The sequence below is a fragment of the Duganella paludis genome (genome assembly GCF_054461335.1).
The window spans coordinates 1,096,834-1,116,125 of the sequence record NZ_CM136922.1; the positions used below are offsets into that span (position 1 = coordinate 1,096,834).

18 protein-coding genes and 1 tRNA gene are annotated in these 19,292 nt (G+C 64.5%); 8 read left to right on the forward strand and 11 right to left on the reverse strand.

Going from position 1 to position 19,292, the window contains the following annotated elements; all coding sequences use genetic code 11:
- Genes ACXZ1M_RS04945 through ACXZ1M_RS04965 form a run of 5 tightly spaced genes read right to left on the reverse strand, consistent with a single transcriptional unit; the run spans nucleotide 1 to nucleotide 4,429 of the window.
- On the reverse strand, nucleotides 1-867 hold the full coding sequence (locus tag ACXZ1M_RS04945) for a fumarylacetoacetate hydrolase family protein (RefSeq protein ID WP_459052080.1): 867 nt from the start codon (nucleotides 865-867) through the stop codon (nucleotides 1-3).
- Between the two features lie 12 nt (nucleotides 868-879).
- The gene (locus ACXZ1M_RS04950) at nucleotides 880-1,791 is read right to left on the reverse strand and encodes a VOC family protein (protein WP_459052081.1); all 912 of its coding nucleotides are present in this window, start codon (nucleotides 1,789-1,791) and stop codon (nucleotides 880-882) included.
- Nucleotides 1,792-1,800: 9 nt separating this feature from the next.
- Entirely contained in the window at nucleotides 1,801-2,823 is a 1,023-nt protein-coding gene (locus ACXZ1M_RS04955; RefSeq protein ID WP_459052082.1) for an amidohydrolase family protein, read from the reverse strand.
- 1 nt (nucleotide 2,824) lies between these two features.
- The gene (locus ACXZ1M_RS04960; RefSeq protein WP_459052083.1) at nucleotides 2,825-3,250 is read right to left on the reverse strand and encodes a GlcG/HbpS family heme-binding protein; all 426 of its coding nucleotides are present in this window, start codon (nucleotides 3,248-3,250) and stop codon (nucleotides 2,825-2,827) included.
- Nucleotides 3,251-3,274: 24 nt separating this feature from the next.
- Complete coding sequence (locus ACXZ1M_RS04965; RefSeq protein WP_459052084.1) at nucleotides 3,275-4,429, reverse strand: MFS transporter; 1,155 nt, start codon at nucleotides 4,427-4,429, stop codon at nucleotides 3,275-3,277.
- A 202-nt stretch (nucleotides 4,430-4,631) separates the two neighbouring features.
- Between ACXZ1M_RS04965 and ACXZ1M_RS04970 the strand changes: the two genes are divergently transcribed.
- The 6 genes from ACXZ1M_RS04970 (at nucleotide 4,632) to ACXZ1M_RS04995 (ending at nucleotide 14,008) form a co-directional block, all read left to right on the forward strand.
- Entirely contained in the window at nucleotides 4,632-5,864 is a 1,233-nt protein-coding gene (locus tag ACXZ1M_RS04970) for an amidohydrolase family protein (protein WP_459052085.1), read from the forward strand.
- A 9-nt stretch (nucleotides 5,865-5,873) separates the two neighbouring features.
- Nucleotides 5,874-6,761, forward strand: coding sequence for an alpha/beta hydrolase (locus ACXZ1M_RS04975; RefSeq protein WP_459052086.1), 888 nt, complete (start codon nucleotides 5,874-5,876; stop codon nucleotides 6,759-6,761).
- Between the two features lie 88 nt (nucleotides 6,762-6,849).
- On the forward strand, nucleotides 6,850-10,302 hold the full coding sequence (locus tag ACXZ1M_RS04980; RefSeq protein ID WP_459052087.1) for a glycosyl hydrolase: 3,453 nt from the start codon (nucleotides 6,850-6,852) through the stop codon (nucleotides 10,300-10,302).
- Nucleotides 10,303-10,320: 18 nt separating this feature from the next.
- Complete coding sequence (locus tag ACXZ1M_RS04985; RefSeq protein ID WP_459052088.1) at nucleotides 10,321-11,664, forward strand: glycoside hydrolase family 1 protein; 1,344 nt, start codon at nucleotides 10,321-10,323, stop codon at nucleotides 11,662-11,664.
- A gap of 77 nt (nucleotides 11,665-11,741) precedes the next feature.
- The gene (locus tag ACXZ1M_RS04990; protein ID WP_459052089.1) at nucleotides 11,742-12,680 is read left to right on the forward strand and encodes a LysR substrate-binding domain-containing protein; all 939 of its coding nucleotides are present in this window, start codon (nucleotides 11,742-11,744) and stop codon (nucleotides 12,678-12,680) included.
- Nucleotides 12,681-12,775: 95 nt separating this feature from the next.
- The gene (locus ACXZ1M_RS04995) at nucleotides 12,776-14,008 is read left to right on the forward strand and encodes an amidohydrolase family protein (protein ID WP_459052090.1); all 1,233 of its coding nucleotides are present in this window, start codon (nucleotides 12,776-12,778) and stop codon (nucleotides 14,006-14,008) included.
- On the opposite strand, the gene ACXZ1M_RS05000 is transcribed toward ACXZ1M_RS04995, so the two are convergent.
- Entirely contained in the window at nucleotides 14,005-14,232 is a 228-nt protein-coding gene (locus ACXZ1M_RS05000; protein ID WP_459052091.1) for a hypothetical protein, read from the reverse strand. The two genes, ACXZ1M_RS04995 and ACXZ1M_RS05000, sit on opposite strands and share 4 nt — an antisense overlap.
- Nucleotides 14,233-14,370: 138 nt before the next feature.
- On the opposite strand from ACXZ1M_RS05000, the gene ACXZ1M_RS05005 reads away from it, so the two are divergent.
- Nucleotides 14,371-14,607, forward strand: a complete 237-nt coding sequence (locus ACXZ1M_RS05005; protein ID WP_459052092.1) for a hypothetical protein — start codon at nucleotides 14,371-14,373, stop codon at nucleotides 14,605-14,607.
- Nucleotides 14,608-14,722: 115 nt separating this feature from the next.
- Here the strand turns inward: ACXZ1M_RS05005 and ACXZ1M_RS05010 are convergent, their stop codons facing one another.
- Together ACXZ1M_RS05010 and ACXZ1M_RS05015 are read right to left on the reverse strand one after the other, a co-directional pair.
- Nucleotides 14,723-15,220, reverse strand: coding sequence for an FxDxF family PEP-CTERM protein (locus ACXZ1M_RS05010; protein WP_459052093.1), 498 nt, complete (start codon nucleotides 15,218-15,220; stop codon nucleotides 14,723-14,725).
- A gap of 281 nt (nucleotides 15,221-15,501) precedes the next feature.
- A tRNA-Pro gene (locus ACXZ1M_RS05015) sits at nucleotides 15,502-15,578 on the reverse strand.
- A gap of 70 nt (nucleotides 15,579-15,648) precedes the next feature.
- On the opposite strand from ACXZ1M_RS05015, the gene ACXZ1M_RS05020 reads away from it, so the two are divergent.
- Nucleotides 15,649-16,479, forward strand: coding sequence for an SIR2 family NAD-dependent protein deacylase (locus ACXZ1M_RS05020; RefSeq protein WP_459052094.1), 831 nt, complete (start codon nucleotides 15,649-15,651; stop codon nucleotides 16,477-16,479).
- Here the strand turns inward: ACXZ1M_RS05020 and ACXZ1M_RS05025 are convergent.
- The 3 genes from ACXZ1M_RS05025 to adeC are packed head-to-tail and all read right to left on the reverse strand — an operon-like array spanning nucleotide 16,466 to nucleotide 19,292.
- On the reverse strand, nucleotides 16,466-17,173 hold the full coding sequence (locus ACXZ1M_RS05025) for a fumarylacetoacetate hydrolase family protein (protein ID WP_459052095.1): 708 nt from the start codon (nucleotides 17,171-17,173) through the stop codon (nucleotides 16,466-16,468). The genes ACXZ1M_RS05020 and ACXZ1M_RS05025 overlap by 14 nt on opposite strands.
- Nucleotides 17,174-17,195: 22 nt before the next feature.
- Complete coding sequence (locus ACXZ1M_RS05030; protein WP_459052096.1) at nucleotides 17,196-17,807, reverse strand: TetR/AcrR family transcriptional regulator; 612 nt, start codon at nucleotides 17,805-17,807, stop codon at nucleotides 17,196-17,198.
- Between the two features lie 45 nt (nucleotides 17,808-17,852).
- Nucleotides 17,853-19,292, reverse strand: a complete 1,440-nt coding sequence (gene adeC, locus ACXZ1M_RS05035; protein ID WP_459052097.1) for an AdeC/AdeK/OprM family multidrug efflux complex outer membrane factor — start codon at nucleotides 19,290-19,292, stop codon at nucleotides 17,853-17,855.

Below are 19,292 nucleotides of genomic sequence, written 5' to 3' on the forward strand. Positions count from 1 at the left end.
TCAGGCTTCCTGCTCGATGGTGTTGACCAGCAGGCCGACCTTCTCGATCTCGATTTCGATCTTGTCGCCGTTTTTCATCCATACCGGCGGCGTGCGCGATTGGCCCACGCCGGCCGGCGTGCCCATGACGATCACATCGCCCGGTTCCAGCGTCACGCACTCGCTCAGCAGCGCGATGGTTTCGGCGACGTTCCAGATCATGTCGGTGGTGTTCGCATCCTGCATTACTTCGCCGTTCAGGCGTGCCTGGATTTTCAGGTTCTTCGCGCCCGGTTCCAGTTCGTCGGCCGTCACCAGTTGCGGGCCGAAGCCGCCGGTGCGGTCGAAGTTTTTACCGATGGTCCATTGCGGCGTGCGTTTCTGGTAATCGCGCACCGACATGTCGTTGAAGCAGGTGTAGCCGAAGACGTGCTGCAAGGCGTCGTCCTGGCTGACGTGGCGCGCGCGGCTGCCGATCACCACCGCCAGTTCGGCTTCGTAGTCGAAGCGGTCCGACACGCGCGGCAGCAGCGCCGCTTCGCCGTGCGCCAGCAGCGAGGTATCGCAGCGCAGGAAGAACCATGGATAGACCGGCTTCTCGCGGCCGCTCTCGGCGGCGTGGTCGTAGTAGTTCAGGCCCAGGCAGATGGTCTTGCCCGGCGACGGAATCAGTGGCGCCACGCTCACTTGCGACAGCGGCAGGCGATCCGCAGGCGTGGCCTGCGCCACGGCGACACGGGCGGCGGCGGTCAGGTCGATACCGGCCAGCAGCGCAACCTTCAGATCGGATGGCACTTGCGGCAGCACGCGGTTGATGTCGATCACGCTGCCTTCACTGAGCACGCCGAGACGGGTGGTGGAACCGGAACGGAAGGTAATGAATTTCAAGGTCGTACTCCTTTATTGATTTGCGAAACGAATTTTTTTCTGTGCTTGCTTGATGCGGTCCGACGGCGGCTTCGATACGCCCCACTGGTCGAAGCGGCCGGGCGGCCAGGTCCAGTCTTCCGGCTTGCCGACGCGGTAGCTGTCGTCCACCTGCAGCACTTCGGCCGTGTACTCGATGACGAAATCGTCCGGGCCGATGAAGTAGGAGAAGACGTTATTGCCGGGCCCGTGACGACCCACGCCCCATTCGATCGGATAGCCGGCGTCGGTCATGCGTCCGCCGCCGCGCATCACCGCGTCCAGGTCCGGCATGACGAAGGCGATGTGGTTCAGCGTGTTGGCGTCGGCATCGGCCAGCGCGATGCTGTGATGGTCGCTACCGCAGCGCATGAAGGCCATGATGCGGGTGCGGTCCGACAGCGAAAAGCCCAGCGCGCGTTCGTAGAACACCTGCGCCGCCGCCACGTCCGCGCTGTTGAACACCACGTGGGTGATGCGTACAGGAGCATCGGCGTTGGCGTTGGCGCCGGCGTCGCCGCCGACGGCGTGCACCGCCGGCGCGTGCACAAAGCGCAGATGGCGGCCCTGCGGGTCCTGCACGTCCAGAGCGCTACCGCCATCAGCCTCCGTGTTGTCATGCACATCGGCCAGCACCTGGCCGCCGTTGGCGCGCACGCCTTCGGCGATGCGTGCCAGGTCTTGCACCTGCGCGACCACGAAATCGACACGTCGCACATCCGGCTGCTGGCTGCGATGCAGCGCCAGGATGTGGTGATCCGCGCCGCTGCCGCGCAGGTAGACCGCATGGTCGGTGCGCGCGACCGGCGTCAGACGCCAGGTCGATACGTAGAATTGTTCCGCCGCCGCCAGATCGGTCACACCGATGGCGATGCTGCGTAATTTACCGGCAAGGGATGCAGGCATGGTCAGTCCTTATTGCAAAGTGGATGGAAGGCCGAGGAAACGCTCGGCGTTGTGCGTAATGAGCCGCGCGCGCAGCACGGCGTCGGCCACGGCGTCGTTGATCGCCGCCAGCGGCTTGCGTTCATGGAAAGCGAACGGGTAATCGGTGCCTATCATCAGCTGGCTCTCGCCGAAGCGCGCCAGCAGGTGCTGCAAGGTCGGCGTATCGAACACCAACGCGTCGTAGAACAGCCGGCGCGCCTGCTCGGACGGACCGGAAGGCATGGCCTCCTGCAGCGCAGGGAATACGCGGCGTGCCTGCTCAAGACGTGGCAGCAGCGCCGCCAGCGTGCCGCCGCCGTGGCTGAAGGCGATGCGCAGTTTCGGGTGGCGTTCGATCAGGTTGGTGGTCAGCACCGACGCTGCGGCCAGGCCTACATCGGTCGGATAGCCGAGCGCCTGCTGCAACTGGGCCGGTCCCACCAGGCGCTCCTTGCCGGCCGGGCGCAGCGCATGCACGAACACCGCCGCGCCCTTAGCCTCCGCCGCCGCAAAGAACGGCGCGAACTCCGACGCACCGGGTGGCTTGCCGTTGATATTGCTGCCGATTTCCACGCCGGCGAAACCCAGCTTGTCGATCACGTAGTCGAGTTCCGCCAGCGCCAGGTCCATATCCTGCAACGGCACCGCGCCCAGCGCGCATAGGCGGCCGCCGGACAAGCCCACCATCTCGGCCATCTGCTCGTTGATGTAGCGCAGCAGCTGCGCGGCGGCGGCCGGCGCCATCCAGTAGGACAGCAGCTCCGGCATGGGCGAGATCACTTGCAGCGACAGGCCCATGGCATCCATGTCCTCGATGCGGCGCGTAGGACTCCAGCACCGCTCGGACACCGTGCGATACACCTTGTCCGAAATGACCACATGCCGATGGCACTCATGCGCCGGCGCCATCGACGGCCAGTCGGCCGGCGCGGCACTGCCCAGGTATGCCGGAAAATGCTCGGGCACGACGTGGCTGTGAATATCGATGCCGCAGGTGCAGGAAGCTTGCATGTCAGTCCGCCTTCAGGCCGGCGGTGACGATGCCGTGGATGCAGATCGCCTCGTCCTCGTCGCCGGTGCCGCCGCTGGCGCCCACCGCGCCGAGGATATTGCCCTCTGCATCCTTGACCAGCACGCCGCCCACCTGCGGAATGAACTTGCCCTGCCCCGTGCTGGCCAGCGCGCCGAAGAAGCTTGGATTGTCGGCCGCGCGTTTCATCAGCGCGCGGCTATGCACGCCCATCGCCACCGCCGCCCAGGCCTTGCCGGTGGCGATATCGGCGCGGAACATGCTGGCGCCGTCCTGGCGCTGCATGGCGACCAGGTGACCGCCGGCGTCCAGCACCACGGCGGACATCGGACGATAGCCCTTGCTGCCGGCTTCCTGCATGGCGGCGTTGAGAATAATATTGGCGGCGGCGAGATTCAGTTCGGTCATGATGGTTAGCTCAAGTGAATAAAATTATTTGACGGCGGCCAGCGGCGCGCCGGCGGCGCCGCGTCCGTGGCGGCTGACGTAGGCAAAGGCGCAGGTGGCGGCAATGCCCACCACCACCGCCAGCACGGCCAGTCCGCCGAAGCCGGCGCGCATGGCGACGCTGCCGGCCAGCGCCGGGCCGATGGCGGCGCCGGTCATCATCATGGCCGGCGTGGAAGCCACTGCGCGGCCACTCGGATCGAGCCTGGCGATCAGGCCAAACAGGAAGGTATGGGTGAAGATCATCACAGCGGCAAATACGCTGGCGGCCAGTGCATACGGTTCAAAGGTCGGCGAGCTGGCGATGATCACCGCCAGCGTGGCCTGCACCAGCGGTGCGATCAAGGCCACGCGGGTCGCCGACAAGCGCTGTTGCAGCAGTCCCGCCAGCACCGCAGGCAGCAGGTTGACGAAGCCGCACACCAGCAACACCATGTTGACGCGCTCCTGGCCGAAGCCGCGCATGACGCCCACGCGGTCCAGCATGGCGAAGGTGATCGACTGGTTGAGCGCCATGCAGGTGACGCCCAGCACCGCCAGCCACGCCACCCGCGACAGCGGTGCGCGCTGCTGCGCATGGTGCGGGTCGGTGGCGATGTGGGGGAAGGCGCTGCAGGCGGCGGCGGTCACCGCCATCAAGCCGGCAAAGACAAAGAAGAGAATCTGGCCGCCACCGGCGGCAATCGCTGGTGGCACCGCACCATAAAACACCACCGCGCCCACGCCCAGCGCGGCGCCGGCCATGGCGAACAGGCGGTGTGGATTGGCGCTGCGGCCGATGGCGCCGTGCACCATCGACAAGCCGGTGCCGAGGCAGAGGCCCGCCAGCGCATGCAACGGCAACAACACGGCGAAATCGCTGACTTGCGAAGCGCAGGCGAAAGCCACGGCGGCACCGGCGTAGCCGCCCATGGCCAACAAACGATGCGGAAGTATATTGAAGCGCGGTGCAGCAAGCAGGCTGGCGACGACAGCGCCGAGGAGGAATGCGGTAACCACCATGCCCGCGTGCTCAAGATCAAACTGATAATGTTGCACCAGCGCGCCGACCCAGACCGGCAATGCCACCAGGTCGATCATGCCGGCAAAGTGCGCCAGCATTAATACAGCGCGGCCACGGCCGCTGCTTGCATGGTTCATGGAATGTCTCCGTCGTTTTAATTTTGTGATGACGAAGATATCAGCGGAACCCTGCAATCTCATAAGCCAGTGTTTTGATATGAGCTATCGCGGATTGTGATTCCTTTGCGCGATAGCTGGTATCACCAAATTAGGCTTTGGTCGTCTACGGGGCGTAGATAGACTTTCCCTCCATTCGATCACTACAAAAAATGGAGACTCCATGAACGGCATCATTTTCAACAATGTGCGCATTTTCGACGGCGCGCACATGCTGGACACCTCGGGCAAAGGCGCGGTACGCGTCGAAGGCCAGCGCATCACCCAGGTCAACGCCGACGGCAACATCGCGCCACAGGAAGGTGACCGCGTCATCGACGGCGCCGGCGCCACGCTGATGCCGGGCCTGATCGAGGCCCACGCCCACCTGTCCTGGCCCAGCTCGGTCGAGCGCTTCGTGCCCGGCATGGCGCTGCCGCTGGAAGACCTGGTGCTGACCACCGCGCGCAACGCTCGCATCCTGCTGGACCACGGCTTCACCGGCGCCTACTCGGCCGGTTCGCTCAGCAAGACGGTGGAAACCACGCTGAAAACCTTCATCGACAGCGGCGGCATGCCCGGCCCGCGCCTGGTCGCATCGTCGATCGAACGCTCGCCGCCGAGCGCCGATGAGCTGAGCCCCGGCCAGGTGGAAGAACACGGCACCGGCCCGGAAGCGTTGCGCGGCTTCGTGCGCGACTGCGCGGCGCTGGGCGCCAAGTCGGTCAAGTTCCTGCTCTCCGGCGAAGATGCGCTGCTGCCGGGCGCCTCGCAACAGCTGCTCTACTCGCAGGAGGAAGCCAGCGCCGCCGGCGAGCAGGCGCGCGAATCGAATGTGTGGCTGGCGGCCCACGCGCAAGCGTCGGAAGCGGTGAAGATGGCGATACGCGCCGGTTTCCGCGTGCTGTACCACTGCACCTACGCCGACTCCGAAGCGCTGGACATGCTGGAAGCGGCGCGCGACGACATCTTCGTCGCTCCCGCCATCGGCATCATCCAGGCCACGCTGGACGCCTCGCCGCCGCCGCACTTCGACATGAGCCACATGAAGCGCAGCGCCGCCGAAGTGCTGGAACTGCAGTCGAAGCTGATACCGGAACTGAAACGGCGCGGCGTGCGCATCCTGCCGGGCGGCGACTACGGCTTCCCATTCAACCCGAACGGCCGCAACGCGCGCGACCTGGAGCTGTTTGTGCGCCTGTTCGGCTACACGCCGGTGGAAGCGCTTTCAGCGGCCACGCTGCTGGGCGGCCAGTTGATGGGCCAGGGCGAAGAGCTGGGCCAGATCAAGCCGGGCTACCTGGCCGACCTGCTGCTGGTGGACGGCGAGCCGGATCGGGATGTGACGGTGCTGCAGGACCGCAAGCGCCTGCGCGCCATCATGAAGGACGGCGCCTTCCACAAAGATCCGCGCTAAGGAACCGCCATGGCCCATCCCTTCGAAGCAGTGATCCGCGCGGCCGGCGCGGTGATCGATCCACCGTTTGCCCGCAATCTCTACGCGCCGGTGCTGGAGCAGTCGCCGCCAGGCGGCACGGTGGAGCGCAACCTGCCCTACGGCAGCCACGCGCGCCACAAGCTGGACGTGTACCGCCCGCTGGGCGAGGCGCCGCAAGGCGGCTTCCCGGTGCTGATTTTCCTGCACGGCGGCGGCTTCCTGCGCGGCGACAAGGCCGACCGTGAAAACTTCGGCCGCTACTTCTCGCGCAACGGCGTGCTGACCATCGTGCCGAACTACCGCCTGGCGCCGGAAGTGCAATGGCCGGCCGGTGCGGAGGACGCTTCCGCCGTCTTCGCCTGGGCACGCGAGAACGTGGCTCGCCATGGCGGCAATCCTGCGCACATCGTCATCGCCGGTGAATCCGCCGGCGCCGCACACGTGGCGGCGGCCACGCTGATCCAGCGCTTCCACCCTGCCGGCGGCGTGCATCCGGCCGGCATGGCGCTGGTCTCCGGCGTCTACAACGCCGGGCTGGAGCTGCGCGCGCGCGAACAATTCGGCGTCGCCACGCCCGACCCGCGCAACGAAGCCTACTTCGGTGCCGACCTGTCGCGCCACGCCGCCATGTCCACCGTGGACCTGATCGACGCCGCGCCGTTGCCCACCTTCGTCAGCTACGCCGAACTCGATCCGCCACAAATGCAGGTGCAGTCCTGCGAACTGTTCGCGCGCCTGGTCACGCACCACGGCTACAACCCGCAGATCCACGTGGTGCGGGGCCATAACCACCTGACGCAAGTCTACGCCGTCAACACCGGCGATGAAAGCCTGTCCGCCGCAATGCTCAAATTCGTGCGCGATCTGGATTCGTGATACGTGCTATTGCAACTCATCGTTTTACTGATGGACGCCGCACTGTTATGGTGTGATCACTAAAAAAAGCCGTACAACGGAGACAAACATGCATCAATCCCGCCCCGGGCGGGCGCCATACGGCGCCGCGCCTCGCCTGCTCGCACTCGCCGCCGCTGTCGGCATGTCCTGCGCCGCCTACGCCGCCGACCTGGCCTCGTTCGAAAAACCGCCGCAGGAAGCCCGCCCGCGCGTCTGGTGGCACTGGATGAATGGTAACGTCGACAACAAAGGCATCCAGCTCGACCTGGAATGGATGAACCGCATCGGCGTGGGTGGCGTGCATATCTTCGACGTCGACCTGGGCACGGCGCAGTATGTCGCGCAGCCGGCCGAGTTCATGTCGCCGCGCTGGCTCGACAGCCTGCGCTACACCACCACCCTGGCGGGTAAGCTCGGCATGGAAGTCGCCGTCGCCGGCGGCAGCGGCTGGAGCGAATCCGGCGGCCCGTGGGTGACGCCGCAGCAAGGCATGAAGAAGTACGTCTGGACCGAGACCAAAGTGGAAGGGCCGCGCCGCTTCAGTGGCACGCTGGCCGCGCCGCCGTCGGTCAGCGGTCCGTTCCAGAACATTCCCATTCACCGCCAGTCCGACCACGCGCCCATGCCGGACGGCTCGCCTGGCGGCCAGCCATACAGCCGCCAGAAGTTCACCGTGCCGCAGTGGTACGCAGACGCCGCCGTCATCGCCTATCGCCTGCCGGATGCGGAAGCCGCCGCGCCGGCCCGCACCATCACCGCCAGCAGCGGCGACTTCACTGCCGCCGCATTGGACGATGGCGATTTCGAACACGCGCAAAAGCTGCCGGTATCGGCCGATGCCGGCAAGCCGGCCTGGGTGCAGATCGAATACGCACAAGCGGTACGGGCACAAGCCGTCACCCTGTCGCTGGGACAGGTGCAGATTCCGGACGGCGCGGTCAAGGTCAGCGCCGACGGCGTGCGCTGGGACACCGTGGCCACCCTGCCCGGCTCCGTGCACTCGGGCCTGAGCACCACCACCGGTGTGCGCACCTATGCCTTCGCCGAGCGCGCGGTACGCTTCGTGCGGCTGGAACTGGGCAAGCCGGCGCGTAACTTCCTCGACGACGTGATGGGCAAGCCGCACCAAACGGCCCACGACATCGCCGAATTCTCGGTCGCCACCAGCGGCCGCGTGCATCGCTACGAAGACAAGGCCGGTTTCTCCATCGCCGAAGAATATGAAAGCCTGGGCACACCGGCCGTCGCCGCCGACATGGCCGTGCGCAGCCAGTCGGTGATCGACCTGACCGGCAAGCTGCGCGCCGATGGCAGCCTCGATTGGGACGTCCCCGCCGGCCGCTGGGCCGTGCTGCGCCTGGGCTACTCGCTCACCGGCCAGACCAACGACCCGGCCACGCAACAAGGCGTGGGACTGGAAGTGGACAAGCTCGATCGCGCCGCCGTAACTTCGCATTTCGAAACCTATCTCGGCAAGATGGCCGATGCCAAAGGCCTGAGCCACCTGATGCTGGACAGCTGGGAAGCCAACCAGCAAAACTGGACCGCCAACATGCTGGCCGAGTTCCGCCAGCGTCGCGGTTACGATGCGCTGCCATGGCTGCCGGTGCTAAGCGGCCGCGTGGTCGACAGCGCCGAGGCCAGCGACCGCTTCCTGTGGGACTTCCGCCGCACCATCGCCGACCTGATCTCCGACAACCACTACGCCGCCGCCACCGAGGTGGCGCACAAGCACGGCATGCAGGTGTATGCCGAGGCGATGGGCGTCAACCTGCCGACCACCGGCGACGGCCTGCAGGCCAAGGGCCGCGTCGATATTCCGATGGGCGAGTTCTGGGACCGCAATCCGGGCGACAAGCCGATTGCTAACCAGGTGTCCGACATCCGCGAGGCCGCGTCGGCGGCACACATCTACGGCAAGCAGCTGGTGGCGGCGGAAGCATTCACCGCGACGCCGATGATTCCATCGTTCAGCCGCAGCCCGCGCGACCTGAAATGGATCGCCGACCAATACATGGCGCTGGGTGTGAACCGCTTTGTCATCCACGCCTCGCCGCATCAGCCATTCGACGGCCGCAAGCCGGGCGTGAGCCTGTGGCGCTTCGGCCAGCACTTTACCCGCAACGAGACCTGGGCCGAACAGGCACGCCCGTGGATGGATTACCTGAGCCGCGCCTCGTACATGCTGCAGCAGGGCCGTTCAGTCAACGACATCGCCTACTTCTACGGCGAAGGCGCGCCGGTGTCCGCGCCTTTCGGTGAGCAGGACCGCCCCGCCGTGCCAGCCGGCTATGGCTACGACTACGTCAATGCCGAAGTGCTGCAGCAGCGCGCCAGCGTGCGCGATGGCCGTCTTGAACTGCAAGGTGGTGCTTCTTACCGCCTGCTGGTGCTGCCGTCCACCACCACCGCCATCAGCCTGCCGCTATTGCGCAAGCTGCGCGACCTGGTCGAAGCCGGCGCCACGCTGCTTGGCCCCAAGCCACGCAGCACGCCGGGCATGGGCGACCAGGCCGAGTTGACGCAGATTGCGGAAGGCATGTGGGGCGATGCCGATGGCCGCACCGTGGCCGAGCACCGCTACGGCAAAGGCAAAGTCGTTTCCGGCCGCGAGATCGCCACTGTGCTGGAAGGCCTTCAGGTGACGCCGGACTATGCCTTCAGCCGCCAATACGCGGACTCGGACGTCGTCGCCACGCACCGCAGCGACAATGGCACGGAGATTTACTTCGTCGCCAATCAAAAGGCGCGCGCAGAAAAGTTTGAGGCCAGCTTCCGCGTGAGCGGTTTGCGTCCGGAGCTGTGGTACGCGGACAGCGGCAAGACCGCACCGGCCATCTACCGCACGGAGAACGGCCGCACCATCGTTTCGCTGGAACTTGAGGAGCAAGGCTCGGTGTTCGTCGTCTTCCGCGCCAACGCCGCCGCTGCCAGTGCCAGTGCCACTGGCGCTGCACCTGCCGCCGCGCCGCGGACCGCGACCGGCACTGCGCCGCCGGGCACGCCGCCGATAACGATCACGCGCCCGCTGGCGACGCTGTCCGGCCCATGGAAGCTGGACTTCGCACCAGGTGGCGGCGCACCAGTCAGCATCACACTGGCTAGCCTTACGTCGTGGAGTACATCGCAAGTGGACGGCGTGAAGTATTACTCCGGCAGCGCCACCTACCGCCGCGAACTGAAAGCCGACGCGGCGTGGCTGCGCAAGAACGCCAGCGTACTGCTGGACCTCGGCGACGTGCAGGTGATGGCGCAAGTCAAACTGAATGGCAAGCCGCTGCCGCTGCTGTGGAAGCCACCGTATGTGGCCGACGTCACCGGCCTGCTCAAACCTGGCAGCAACGCGCTGGAAGTCACAGTCACCAACCTGTGGCCGAACCGCCTGATCGGCGACGCCCAGCCGGGCGTAACGCAGCCTTACACCTTCAGCACCTTCAAACCGTATCAAGCCGACGCCAAGTTGATGCCTGGCGGCCTGCTTGGCCCTGTACGCCTGCTCTCGCGCAGCACCGAAAAATAAACCAACACTGGAGACACCATGGAAGACAAGAAAATCGTCGCATCCCGCCGCAGCACCTTGAAAGCCGTCGCCGCATTGACCGGCACCGCATTGCTGTCGCCACTGTCGTTCGCCGCCGACAAAGGCTACCGCTTCCCAAAAGGCTTCCTGTGGGGCGCTGCCACCGCCGGCCACCAGGTCGAAGGCGACAACGTCCACAGCGACGCCTGGCTGCTGGAGAACGTCAAGCCATCCATCTTCGTCGAACCATCCGGCGCGGGCGTGGACCACTACCGCCTGTTCGACCAGGACATCGCCATGCTGGCGTCGCTGGGCCTGAACAGCTTCCGCTTCTCGATCGAATGGGCACGCGTGGAACCGGAAGAAGGCATGTTCTCGGTGGCGGCGATTGAACATTACCGCGACGTGCTGGCTTCCTGCCACAAGCACAAGGTAAAAGCGGTGGTCTCGTTCAACCACTTCATCACGCCATACTGGTTCGCCGGCCGTGGCGGCTGGGAAGCCGAAGGCGCGGCGCAGCTGTTCGCGCGCTACTGCACCAAGGTCGCCACGGAGCTGGGCGACAAGATGGACCTGGCCACCACCTTCAACGAACCGAATCTGGCGCAGCTGCTGTTCGGCATTCCAGGCCCGCTGTCCGGCATGACCGGCATCCCGCCGGAGAAAGCCATGCTGAAAGCAGCGGGCGAGCGCGCCGGCACCGGCACCGGCAAATTCTCGTCGTGGATTTTCGGCGACTTCGCCAAGATCCAGACCGGCATGCTGGAAGGCCACCGCCTCGGCTACCAGGCCATCAAGGCCGCATGTCCAAAACTGCCGGTGGGCGTATCGCTGGCCATCGCCGACGACCAGGCCGTGGGCGACGCGACGATGCGCGACCGCAAGCGCGCTATCGCCTACGAGCCGTGGTTCAAGGCCGTCTCCCAGAACGGCGACTTTATCGGCGTGCAGACCTACACCCGCAGCCTGATCTCGCCCGAAGGCGAACTGCCGCCACCGGCCGGTGCGCGCCTGACCAGCAACCACATGGAATTCTGGCCCGAGGCGCTGGGCGCCACCATCCGCTACACCGCGCAGCACGTGAAGCTGCCGATCTACGTCACCGAGAACGGCATCTCGGCTGACGACGACAAGCAGCGCGAGGAATACATCCAGCGCGCATTGAAGAGCACTGCGGACTGCCTGCGCGACGGCATCGACGTACGCGGCTACCTGCATTGGTCGCTGCTGGATAACTTCGAGTGGATCTTCGGTTACAAGCCACGTTTCGGCCTGATCGCCGTGGACCGCACCACGATGCGCCGCACCATCAAACCAAGTGCGCGTCTGCTGGGCGGCATCGCCCGCAAGAACAGCATCTGATGCGGGCGGTATTACCTGCTTGCGCGGCGGCGCAAGCATCGCGTACCATGTGCCAGTCGGAACATGGAGGGTAGGTCATGCGATTCAACCGTCTGGACCTGAACCTTCTGCTGGCGCTCGACGCGCTACTGAAGGAACAGAACATCACGCGGGCAGCGGCGCGCGTCAACGTCAGCCAGTCCGCCATGAGCGGCATGCTGGCGCGCCTGCGTGAGTTCTTCGAAGACGAGCTGCTGGCAGCCGTCGGCCGCAACATGGAGCCGACGGTGCTGGGCCGCCAGTTGGAAGCGCCGGTGCGCGATTTGATCCTGCACATCCACGCCACCGTCGGCATGCGCGTCAGCTTCGACCCTGCCAAAGAAACCCGCTGCGTCAAGATCATGGTGTCCGACTACGCCACCGAAGTATTCCTCAACCGCGTGGTGGCGCGCGTGCTGCGCGACGCGCCCAACATGACGCTGGACCTGGTGCCGCTGTCGGACGACGCCAGTGAACAACTGCGGCGCGGCGAGAACGACTTCCTCATCATTCCCCGCAACTTCCTGGCCGAGGAACATCCGCAACGGCTGCTGTTCGAAGACAGCTACTGCGCCGTCATTTGGGAAGGCAATACGCAGGTGGGCGACACGCTGGACGCCGAAACCTATCTGCGCTTGCCGCACGTGGCACCGATGTTGGGTCGCCCGCGTTCAGCCACCTTTGAGGAGCTGATGCTGCAAGGCTTGGGCGTGCAACGCCGGATCAAGGTCACCACTTCGGACTTCGTCAGCATGGCGGCGGTATTGATCGGCACCGACCTGGTGGCGACCATGCACACGCGCCTGGCGCAAGCCTGCGCGCGACGCCTGCCGGTGCGCCTGCTACCCCTGCCCTACACGCTGCCACTGATGGCGGAGTGCGTGCAGTGGCACCGCTTTCAAGAGAACGATCCTTGCCACATCTGGCTGCGCGGCGTGATGCTGGAAGTGGCCAAGGCCATGCCGCCCTACGACGTGCTAGCCGCGCAGGTACGCTAAGGATGAGGTGATAGCAGGTATCGCCAAAATCGGCTTCGTTATGGCCTGAGGCGGCGCTATGCTGCTGACTTGGGCTATCAATCGGAAGGAATGCCATGCCCGGCATCGTTTTTCACAACGTGAATATTTTTGACGGCAGCGGACCGCTGCCGGGCGTCGGCGCCGTGCGCATCGAGGGTTCGAGCATCGTCGAACTTGGAGCGGACCTGGCGTCGTTGAGCGGCGTGGCGGACCGCATCGTCGATGGCGGCGGCCGCACCCTGATGCCCGGCCTGGTGGAAGCGCACGCGCACCTGTCCTGGCCCAGTTCCGTGGAGCGGCTGGTGCCGCGCCTGTCGCTGCCGCCGGAAGACCTGATCCTGACCACCGCGCGCAACGCCCGCATCCTACTCGATCACGGCTACACCAGCGCCTACTCGGCGGGGGCGTTGAGCAAGACCATCGAAGTGACGCTGAACTCATTCATCCAAAGCGGCGGCATGCCAGGTCCGCGCTTGATCGCTTCATCGATCGAACGCGAACCGCCGACCTCCGGCACCTTCGACGGCGGCAAGGTCGATCCGCACGGCAGCGGCCCGGAAGCGGTGCGCGCTTTTGTGCGCGAATGCGCCACACTGGGCGCCAAGTCGGTCAAGTTTTTATTGTCGGGCGAGGACGCGCTGAAACCGGGCAGTTCGCAGGAGCTGTTGTACACGCAGGAGGAAGCCGATGCGGCCGGCGACCAGGCGCGCATCTCGGGCGTGTGGCTGGCGGCGCATGCGCAGGCTGCGGCGGCGGTGAAGATGGCCCTGCGCGCCAACTTCCGCGTGCTGTATCACTGCACCTGGGCGGACGTGGAAGCGCTGGACATGATGGAATACAAGCGCGACGAAATCTTCGTCGGCCCGGCGGTCGGCATCATCCAGGCTACGCTCGACACCGAGCCGCCGGAAGGCATCGACATGACGGAGATGAAACGCAGCGCGGCGCTGGTGCTGGCCCGCCAGCGCGAACTAATACCGGAACTGCGCCGGCGCGGCGTGCGCGTCCTGCCGGGCGGCGACTATGGCTTCCCGTTCAATCCCACTGGCCGCAACGCGCGCGACCTCGAACTGTTCGTGCGCCACTTCGGCTACACGCCGTGCGAAACGCTGGAAGCGGCCACGCGGCTGGGCGGAGAACTGATGGGCATGGGCCACCTGCTCGGCCGCATCAAGCCCGGCTACCTGGCCGACCTGCTGCTGGTCGACGGCGACCCGCTGCAAGACATCACCATCCTGCAGGACCGCAGCCGCCTGCACGCCATCATGAAGGACGGCCGCTTCCACAAGGAGCCGGCGCGCGGCTAGGCGATCGTCTGCGGTTCGCTTTCATCTTCCGTGTAGCGGACCGGCCCCAGATTATTCTTCGCAATCAGCTCCGACAAGGAAGGCGCATTCGCGCCCGTCTCCGCAGCGGCGATATTCTCCCGCGCGAGAATCCGCTCGACAATCGCCTCCTCCCGGCTGATGCCGGCGGTGGAGAATTCAAAAGGTTCGGTTTTGTTCTGATACCAGACGCGGTAAAAAGGCATGCCGTTCTCCTGCAATGATGGAGAGGGCATTATGGATGACGCAGCTAATCCATCGCGCATGATTGAGAAATCTCAAACTCCTACCTGAAGGGCGGATCGCCATCGATGAGGCAGTCCAATTTCCCGATGAGGTACGTTATGTCTGAGCAATTTGACGACGGAAATCATCACGCCTATGATCAACCGATGGAACCACGCATACAAAAACTTGAAGCGGAGTTAGCTATCGTCAAAACCGACGTGGCCGTGATCAAGTCCAACTATGCAACCAAGGCTGATGTGATGGAAGCTAAATATTCCATCATCATATGGATAGTCAGCGCCTTCCTTCTGACACAACTGTTGCCGGTACTGTTGAAGAAATTCGGACTCTAACGACGATATCAGTTTTCCATCATTCCTGAGTTCGCAATTCAGATGCGCAATACAAAAAGCCCACTGCTAGACGCAATGGGCTTCATAAAACGTAGGGCTCTACTTGGCGCTGTACTTATACTGCTTTTTTAGCTTTGCGACGTGCCGCGAAACCCAGGATACCCAGGCCGCCCAGCATCATGGCGTAGGTTTCTGGTTCCGGTACTGGCATCGCCGATACCGAACCCACGTAAGTGGTGCGGTCAGCGGCGGTCAGGCCGGTAACGTGAACCGAATAGGTGCCGGCTGCCAGCGTACCGCCCCAGCTCAGCTTTTGCGAGGTGGTATCCGACAGCACCGGACCGAAGCTGGTGCCCATCAGCTCGGCGCTGAAATCCTTGATCGCACCACTGGACACAGCGAAGGTCTGCGCTGCCAGGAACGAAGCGGTCGAGTCCGCCAGCAGGGTGAAGGTCCAGGTGTCGTCGATCTGCGTGCCGGATGCCAGGCGCACGGTCGACTCACCCCACGAATCAAAACCCAGTGGCGACAGTGCGCCCAAATCGTAGACGGCAGCGGAGGCGCCAAAGGAAGTAGCAAGCAGGGCGGCGGCGGCGGCGAATTTCAGTTTCATGGAGTGCTCCAGATTTAAGTGGTGGTTAATTAAACAATGATTGAATTGCATATTTAGAATATCAATAACAATTTTCACAATTGTTAAATTTCAATCGTGCATGGTTAAATGTCCACTTTTATTTCTTTTTAGAACTGTTAGCTAGCGCACTGACGGCGTAGCGCGCCTTGTGTAAGTTCCTGCCCCCAGCTCGGACAATAGGCGATATGGACAAGCCAAGAGCTGGCCCAAAAATGACAAAGGCCAATCAGATGATTGGCCTAAATTTTGGATTTGATTGTTGGTCGGGGCGAGAGGATTCGAACCTCCGACCCCGTGCACCCCATGCACGTACGCTACCAGGCTGCGCTACGCCCCGACTAACCGCATAATTATAGCAGCGGCTTTAAGTATTTGTCATGTTTGCTTCGCACGATTAAGATACTCACATGAACACCGCTGATATCGAGCGCGCCGCCGCCCTCCTCGCCCAGGCCGATCTGCTGATCGTGGCCGCCGGCGCCGGCATGGGCGTCGATTCGGGCTTGCCGGATTTTCGCGGCAACCAGGGATTCTGGCAGGCTTACCCGGCGCTTGGACGGACCGGCATGGAGTTCACCAGCGTAGCCTCGCCCACCACTTTCCGCGATGATCCGAGACTGGCCTGGGGCTTCTATGGCCACCGGCTCAATCTCTACCGCGCGACCACGCCGCATGAAGGCTTCGCGCTGCTGAGGAAATGGGGCGAGCGCATGGCGCACGGATATGGCGTCTTCACCAGCAATGTGGACGGCCACTTCCAGGCCGCCGGTTTCGATCCCCAGCGTATCTATGAATGCCACGGTTCGATTCATCACCTGCAGTGCCTGGAGCCATGCGGCGTGGATATCTGGAGCGCCGACGATTACACGCCGCAGATCGACAAGGAAGCTTGCCGCCTATTGAACCAGCCGCCCATCTGCCCGCACTGCGGCGCTTTGGCACGGCCGAATATTCTGATGTTTGGCGATTGGGGCTGGAACGAGCAGCGCGCCGCCGCACAGGAAGCGCGGCTGCATCGGCTGCTGCAAAAAGCGGAACGCCCGTTGGTGGTGGAAATCGGCGCCGGCACGGCGATTCCGTCGGTGCGGCATTTCGGCCAGGCCGTGGTCGCCCACCACAACGGCCGCATGATCCGGATTAATCCGCGCGAGCCGCAGGTGGCCGGCCCGCGCGATGTCGGGCTGGCGGCGAACGCACTCGCGGCGCTCACCGCCATCGACCGGCTTATACCAGTTTGACCGTGATCGGCGACAAGCCCGCCACTTTACCTTCCAGCACCTGCCCGCGCACCACCGCGCCCACACCTTCCGGCGTGCCGCTGAAAATCAGGTCGCCCGGCGCCAGCGTGAACAGCGTCGACAAGTTGGCGATGGTTTCATTGATCGACCAGATCAAATGCGAGATCGACGACGATTGCTTGGTCACGCCATCGAGGTCCAGCTGGATCGCGGCGTGGTTGATGTCGCCGGCGTCTTCAGCGCGGTGTATCAGGCCGATCGGCGCTGAGTAGTCGAAGGCTTTGCCGATTTCCCACGGACGGCCCGCATCGCGCATTTTGAATTGCAGGTCGCGGCGCGTCATGTCGAAGCCGACGGCGTAACCGAAGATGTGCGACGCCGCATCGTCCACCGAAATATTCGCGCCGCCCTTGCCGATGGCGACCACCAGTTCGCACTCGTAGTGCAGGTTGCTGGTCTGCGGCGGATACGGCAGCTCCAGTATGCGGTTCGGCGCGGCCTGCACCACGGCTTGCGCGTCGCCCGGTTTGCAGAAGAAGAATGGTGGTTCGCGCTCAGGGTCGGAACCCATCTCGCGCGCATGGCCGGCGTAGTTGCGGCCGACGCAGTACACGCGGCGCACCGGGAACAGATCGACGGTGCCGGCAACCGGCAGGCCGACGATGTCTTGGGCGGGAATAACGTAGGAAGTCATGGGCACTCCTTTAAAGATTTGTTCAGGTCAGCAGCAGAGCCGTCAATGCTACACGGTAGCCTTCCACCAGCGCTTCACGATTGATCTGCGGGCGATGCAAGGCGCGGATCGGCAGGCCATGGAACAGCGACACCACCGTGTCGATGCGGCCGTCGAGCAGCGCATCGTCCACCGGCAGGCCGCGCCGTTCACGCTCGCGTTTGATGATGGGACGGAAGCGATCCATCGCCGCCTGATCGCCGGCGCGCAAGGCTTCGGCGATCTTGGGATTGCGCGCAGCTTCGGCAAACATCTCCAGCGGCAGCTGGAAGTACTGCGGGTCCAGGTTGTCGTCCAGATGCTTGGGCGCGTCATCGATCATCGACTGCAGCGGATCGTCCTTGCCTTCCAGTTCGCGCAGCTGCGAGGTCACGTGCTCTATTTCGAGGTCGACGAAGGCCATGACAATGGCCTCCTTGTTCTCGAAGTAGTTGTAGATGTGGCCCGCGCTCATGCCCGCTTCCTTGGAAATCTCGGACATGCTGGCGCCATGGAAGCCGCTGCGCGCGAAGCACACAGCGGCCGCCTGCAAGACCTGGTTGCGGCGGTTCTGCGCCCTTTCCGGGTCTGTGCGCCGTTTGACGTCGAATTTCATGGAACGATCCTTGGGTAATTTGCCTGGGGCAGTCGATTATAACGTTCAGCCGCGCGGCTGCGGCGGCAATTCCGGCTGCCAACCACCGCCCAGCACCTTGTACAGGGTGACGGCGTTGCCGGTCTTGGCCAGGCGCGTGGAGATCAGTCCCTGCTGAGCCGAATACAAGGCGCGTTGCGACACCAGCGCGTTCAGGAAGGTATCCGCACCCTTGCTGTAGCGCGCCTGGTTGATGTCGTAGCTCTTCTGTGCCGCCGCCACCAGCGCCTGCTGCGAAGCCAGGCGCTCATCCAGCGTGCCGCGCGTGGCCAGCGCATCGGCCACTTCGCGGAACGCCGTCTGCACGGCTTTTTCGTACTGCGCCACCGAGATGTCGCGGTCGGCCTTGGCGATATTCAGGTTGGCGCGGTTGACGCCACCGTCGAAGATCGGCAGGTTGATCGACGGCGCAAAGCTCCACGTGCCCGAGCCGGACTTGAACAGGCCGGACAAGGTCGAGCTGGCGCTGCCGCCCGACGCCGTCAGCGAGATGCTCGGGAAGAAGGCGGCGCGCGCCACGCCGATATTGGCGTTGGCGGCGCGCAGTGCGCGCTCCGCTTGCTGCACGTCGGGACGCGTTTGCAGCAGGTCCGACGGCAGGCCGGCCGGAATAGCCGCCAGCTGGGTGACTTCGTTCAGGTCACCGGTCGGCAGCAGCTCGTCCGGCACCGCGCCGCCCACCAGCAGGGTCAGGGCGTTCTGGTCCAGCGCCACCTGCGCGGTGTAGACCGCCGCGTCGTTGCGCGCCGATTCCAGCGTGGTCTGCGCATCGTACATGTCGGTGCCCGCCACCACGCCCAGGTCGAAGCGCTTCTTGCTCAAGTCGTAGCTGGTCTGCTGGCTTTTCAGGGTTTCCTGCGCCAGCTTCAGGCGCTGCTGATCGGCGATCAGGGTCAGGTAGGCGTTCGCCACTTCCGACACCAACGTGATCTGCTGCGTGCGGCGCGCTTCCTCGGTGCCGAGGTAGCTCTGCAAGCCGGCCTCGGACTGGTTGCGCACCTTGCCGAAGAAGTCCAGCTCATACGAGGACATCACCAGCCCGCCGTTGTACTGGCGGTTGATGGCCGCCTCGCCGGTGCCGGTCATATTGGTCGGCGTGCGCGACGCGCTCTGGCCGACGTTGGCCGAAAGACGCGGCAGCAGCGCTGCCGTCTCGATGCCGTATTGGGCCTTGGCCTTTTCGATGTTCAGCACCGAGACGCGCAGGTCGCGGTTGTTCACCAGCGCCAGCTCGATCACCTTGCGCAGCTTCTCGTCGGAGAAGTAGTCGCGCCACTGGATTTGCGACACCGGCTTGGCATCTGCGGCGGCGGCAGGCACGCCCTGGTAGGCTGCGCCCGCAGGGAAGGCTTGCGGCACCGGTTGCGCCGGGCGTTCATACACCGGCGCCAGGCTGCAGCCGGCCAGCACGGCTACCGCCGCCATCGTGAATAAGGACTTTTTCAT

What these genes read in the sequence shown, in the direction of transcription:
- ACXZ1M_RS04950 (WP_459052081.1), bottom strand. Translation starts at nt 1,791, where the DNA reads ATGCCTGCATCCCTTGCCGGTAAATTACGCAGCATCGCCATCGGTGTG.
- ACXZ1M_RS04955 (WP_459052082.1), bottom strand. Translation starts at nt 2,823, where the DNA reads ATGCAAGCTTCCTGCACCTGCGGCATCGATATTCACAGCCACGTCGTG.
- ACXZ1M_RS04960 (WP_459052083.1), bottom strand. Translation starts at nt 3,250, where the DNA reads ATGACCGAACTGAATCTCGCCGCCGCCAATATTATTCTCAACGCCGCC.
- ACXZ1M_RS04965 (WP_459052084.1), bottom strand. Translation starts at nt 4,429, where the DNA reads ATGAACCATGCAAGCAGCGGCCGTGGCCGCGCTGTATTAATGCTGGCG.
- ACXZ1M_RS04970 (WP_459052085.1), top strand. Translation starts at nt 4,632, where the DNA reads ATGAACGGCATCATTTTCAACAATGTGCGCATTTTCGACGGCGCGCAC.
- ACXZ1M_RS04975 (WP_459052086.1), top strand. Translation starts at nt 5,874, where the DNA reads ATGGCCCATCCCTTCGAAGCAGTGATCCGCGCGGCCGGCGCGGTGATC.
- ACXZ1M_RS04980 (WP_459052087.1), top strand. Translation starts at nt 6,850, where the DNA reads ATGCATCAATCCCGCCCCGGGCGGGCGCCATACGGCGCCGCGCCTCGC.
- ACXZ1M_RS04985 (WP_459052088.1), top strand. Translation starts at nt 10,321, where the DNA reads ATGGAAGACAAGAAAATCGTCGCATCCCGCCGCAGCACCTTGAAAGCC.
- ACXZ1M_RS04990 (WP_459052089.1), top strand. Translation starts at nt 11,742, where the DNA reads ATGCGATTCAACCGTCTGGACCTGAACCTTCTGCTGGCGCTCGACGCG.
- ACXZ1M_RS04995 (WP_459052090.1), top strand. Translation starts at nt 12,776, where the DNA reads ATGCCCGGCATCGTTTTTCACAACGTGAATATTTTTGACGGCAGCGGA.
- ACXZ1M_RS05000 (WP_459052091.1), bottom strand. Translation starts at nt 14,232, where the DNA reads ATGCCTTTTTACCGCGTCTGGTATCAGAACAAAACCGAACCTTTTGAA.
- ACXZ1M_RS05005 (WP_459052092.1), top strand. Translation starts at nt 14,371, where the DNA reads ATGTCTGAGCAATTTGACGACGGAAATCATCACGCCTATGATCAACCG.
- ACXZ1M_RS05010 (WP_459052093.1), bottom strand. Translation starts at nt 15,220, where the DNA reads ATGAAACTGAAATTCGCCGCCGCCGCCGCCCTGCTTGCTACTTCCTTT.
- ACXZ1M_RS05020 (WP_459052094.1), top strand. Translation starts at nt 15,649, where the DNA reads ATGAACACCGCTGATATCGAGCGCGCCGCCGCCCTCCTCGCCCAGGCC.
- ACXZ1M_RS05025 (WP_459052095.1), bottom strand. Translation starts at nt 17,173, where the DNA reads ATGACTTCCTACGTTATTCCCGCCCAAGACATCGTCGGCCTGCCGGTT.
- ACXZ1M_RS05030 (WP_459052096.1), bottom strand. Translation starts at nt 17,807, where the DNA reads ATGAAATTCGACGTCAAACGGCGCACAGACCCGGAAAGGGCGCAGAAC.
- adeC (WP_459052097.1), bottom strand. Translation starts at nt 19,292, where the DNA reads ATGAAAAAGTCCTTATTCACGATGGCGGCGGTAGCCGTGCTGGCCGGC.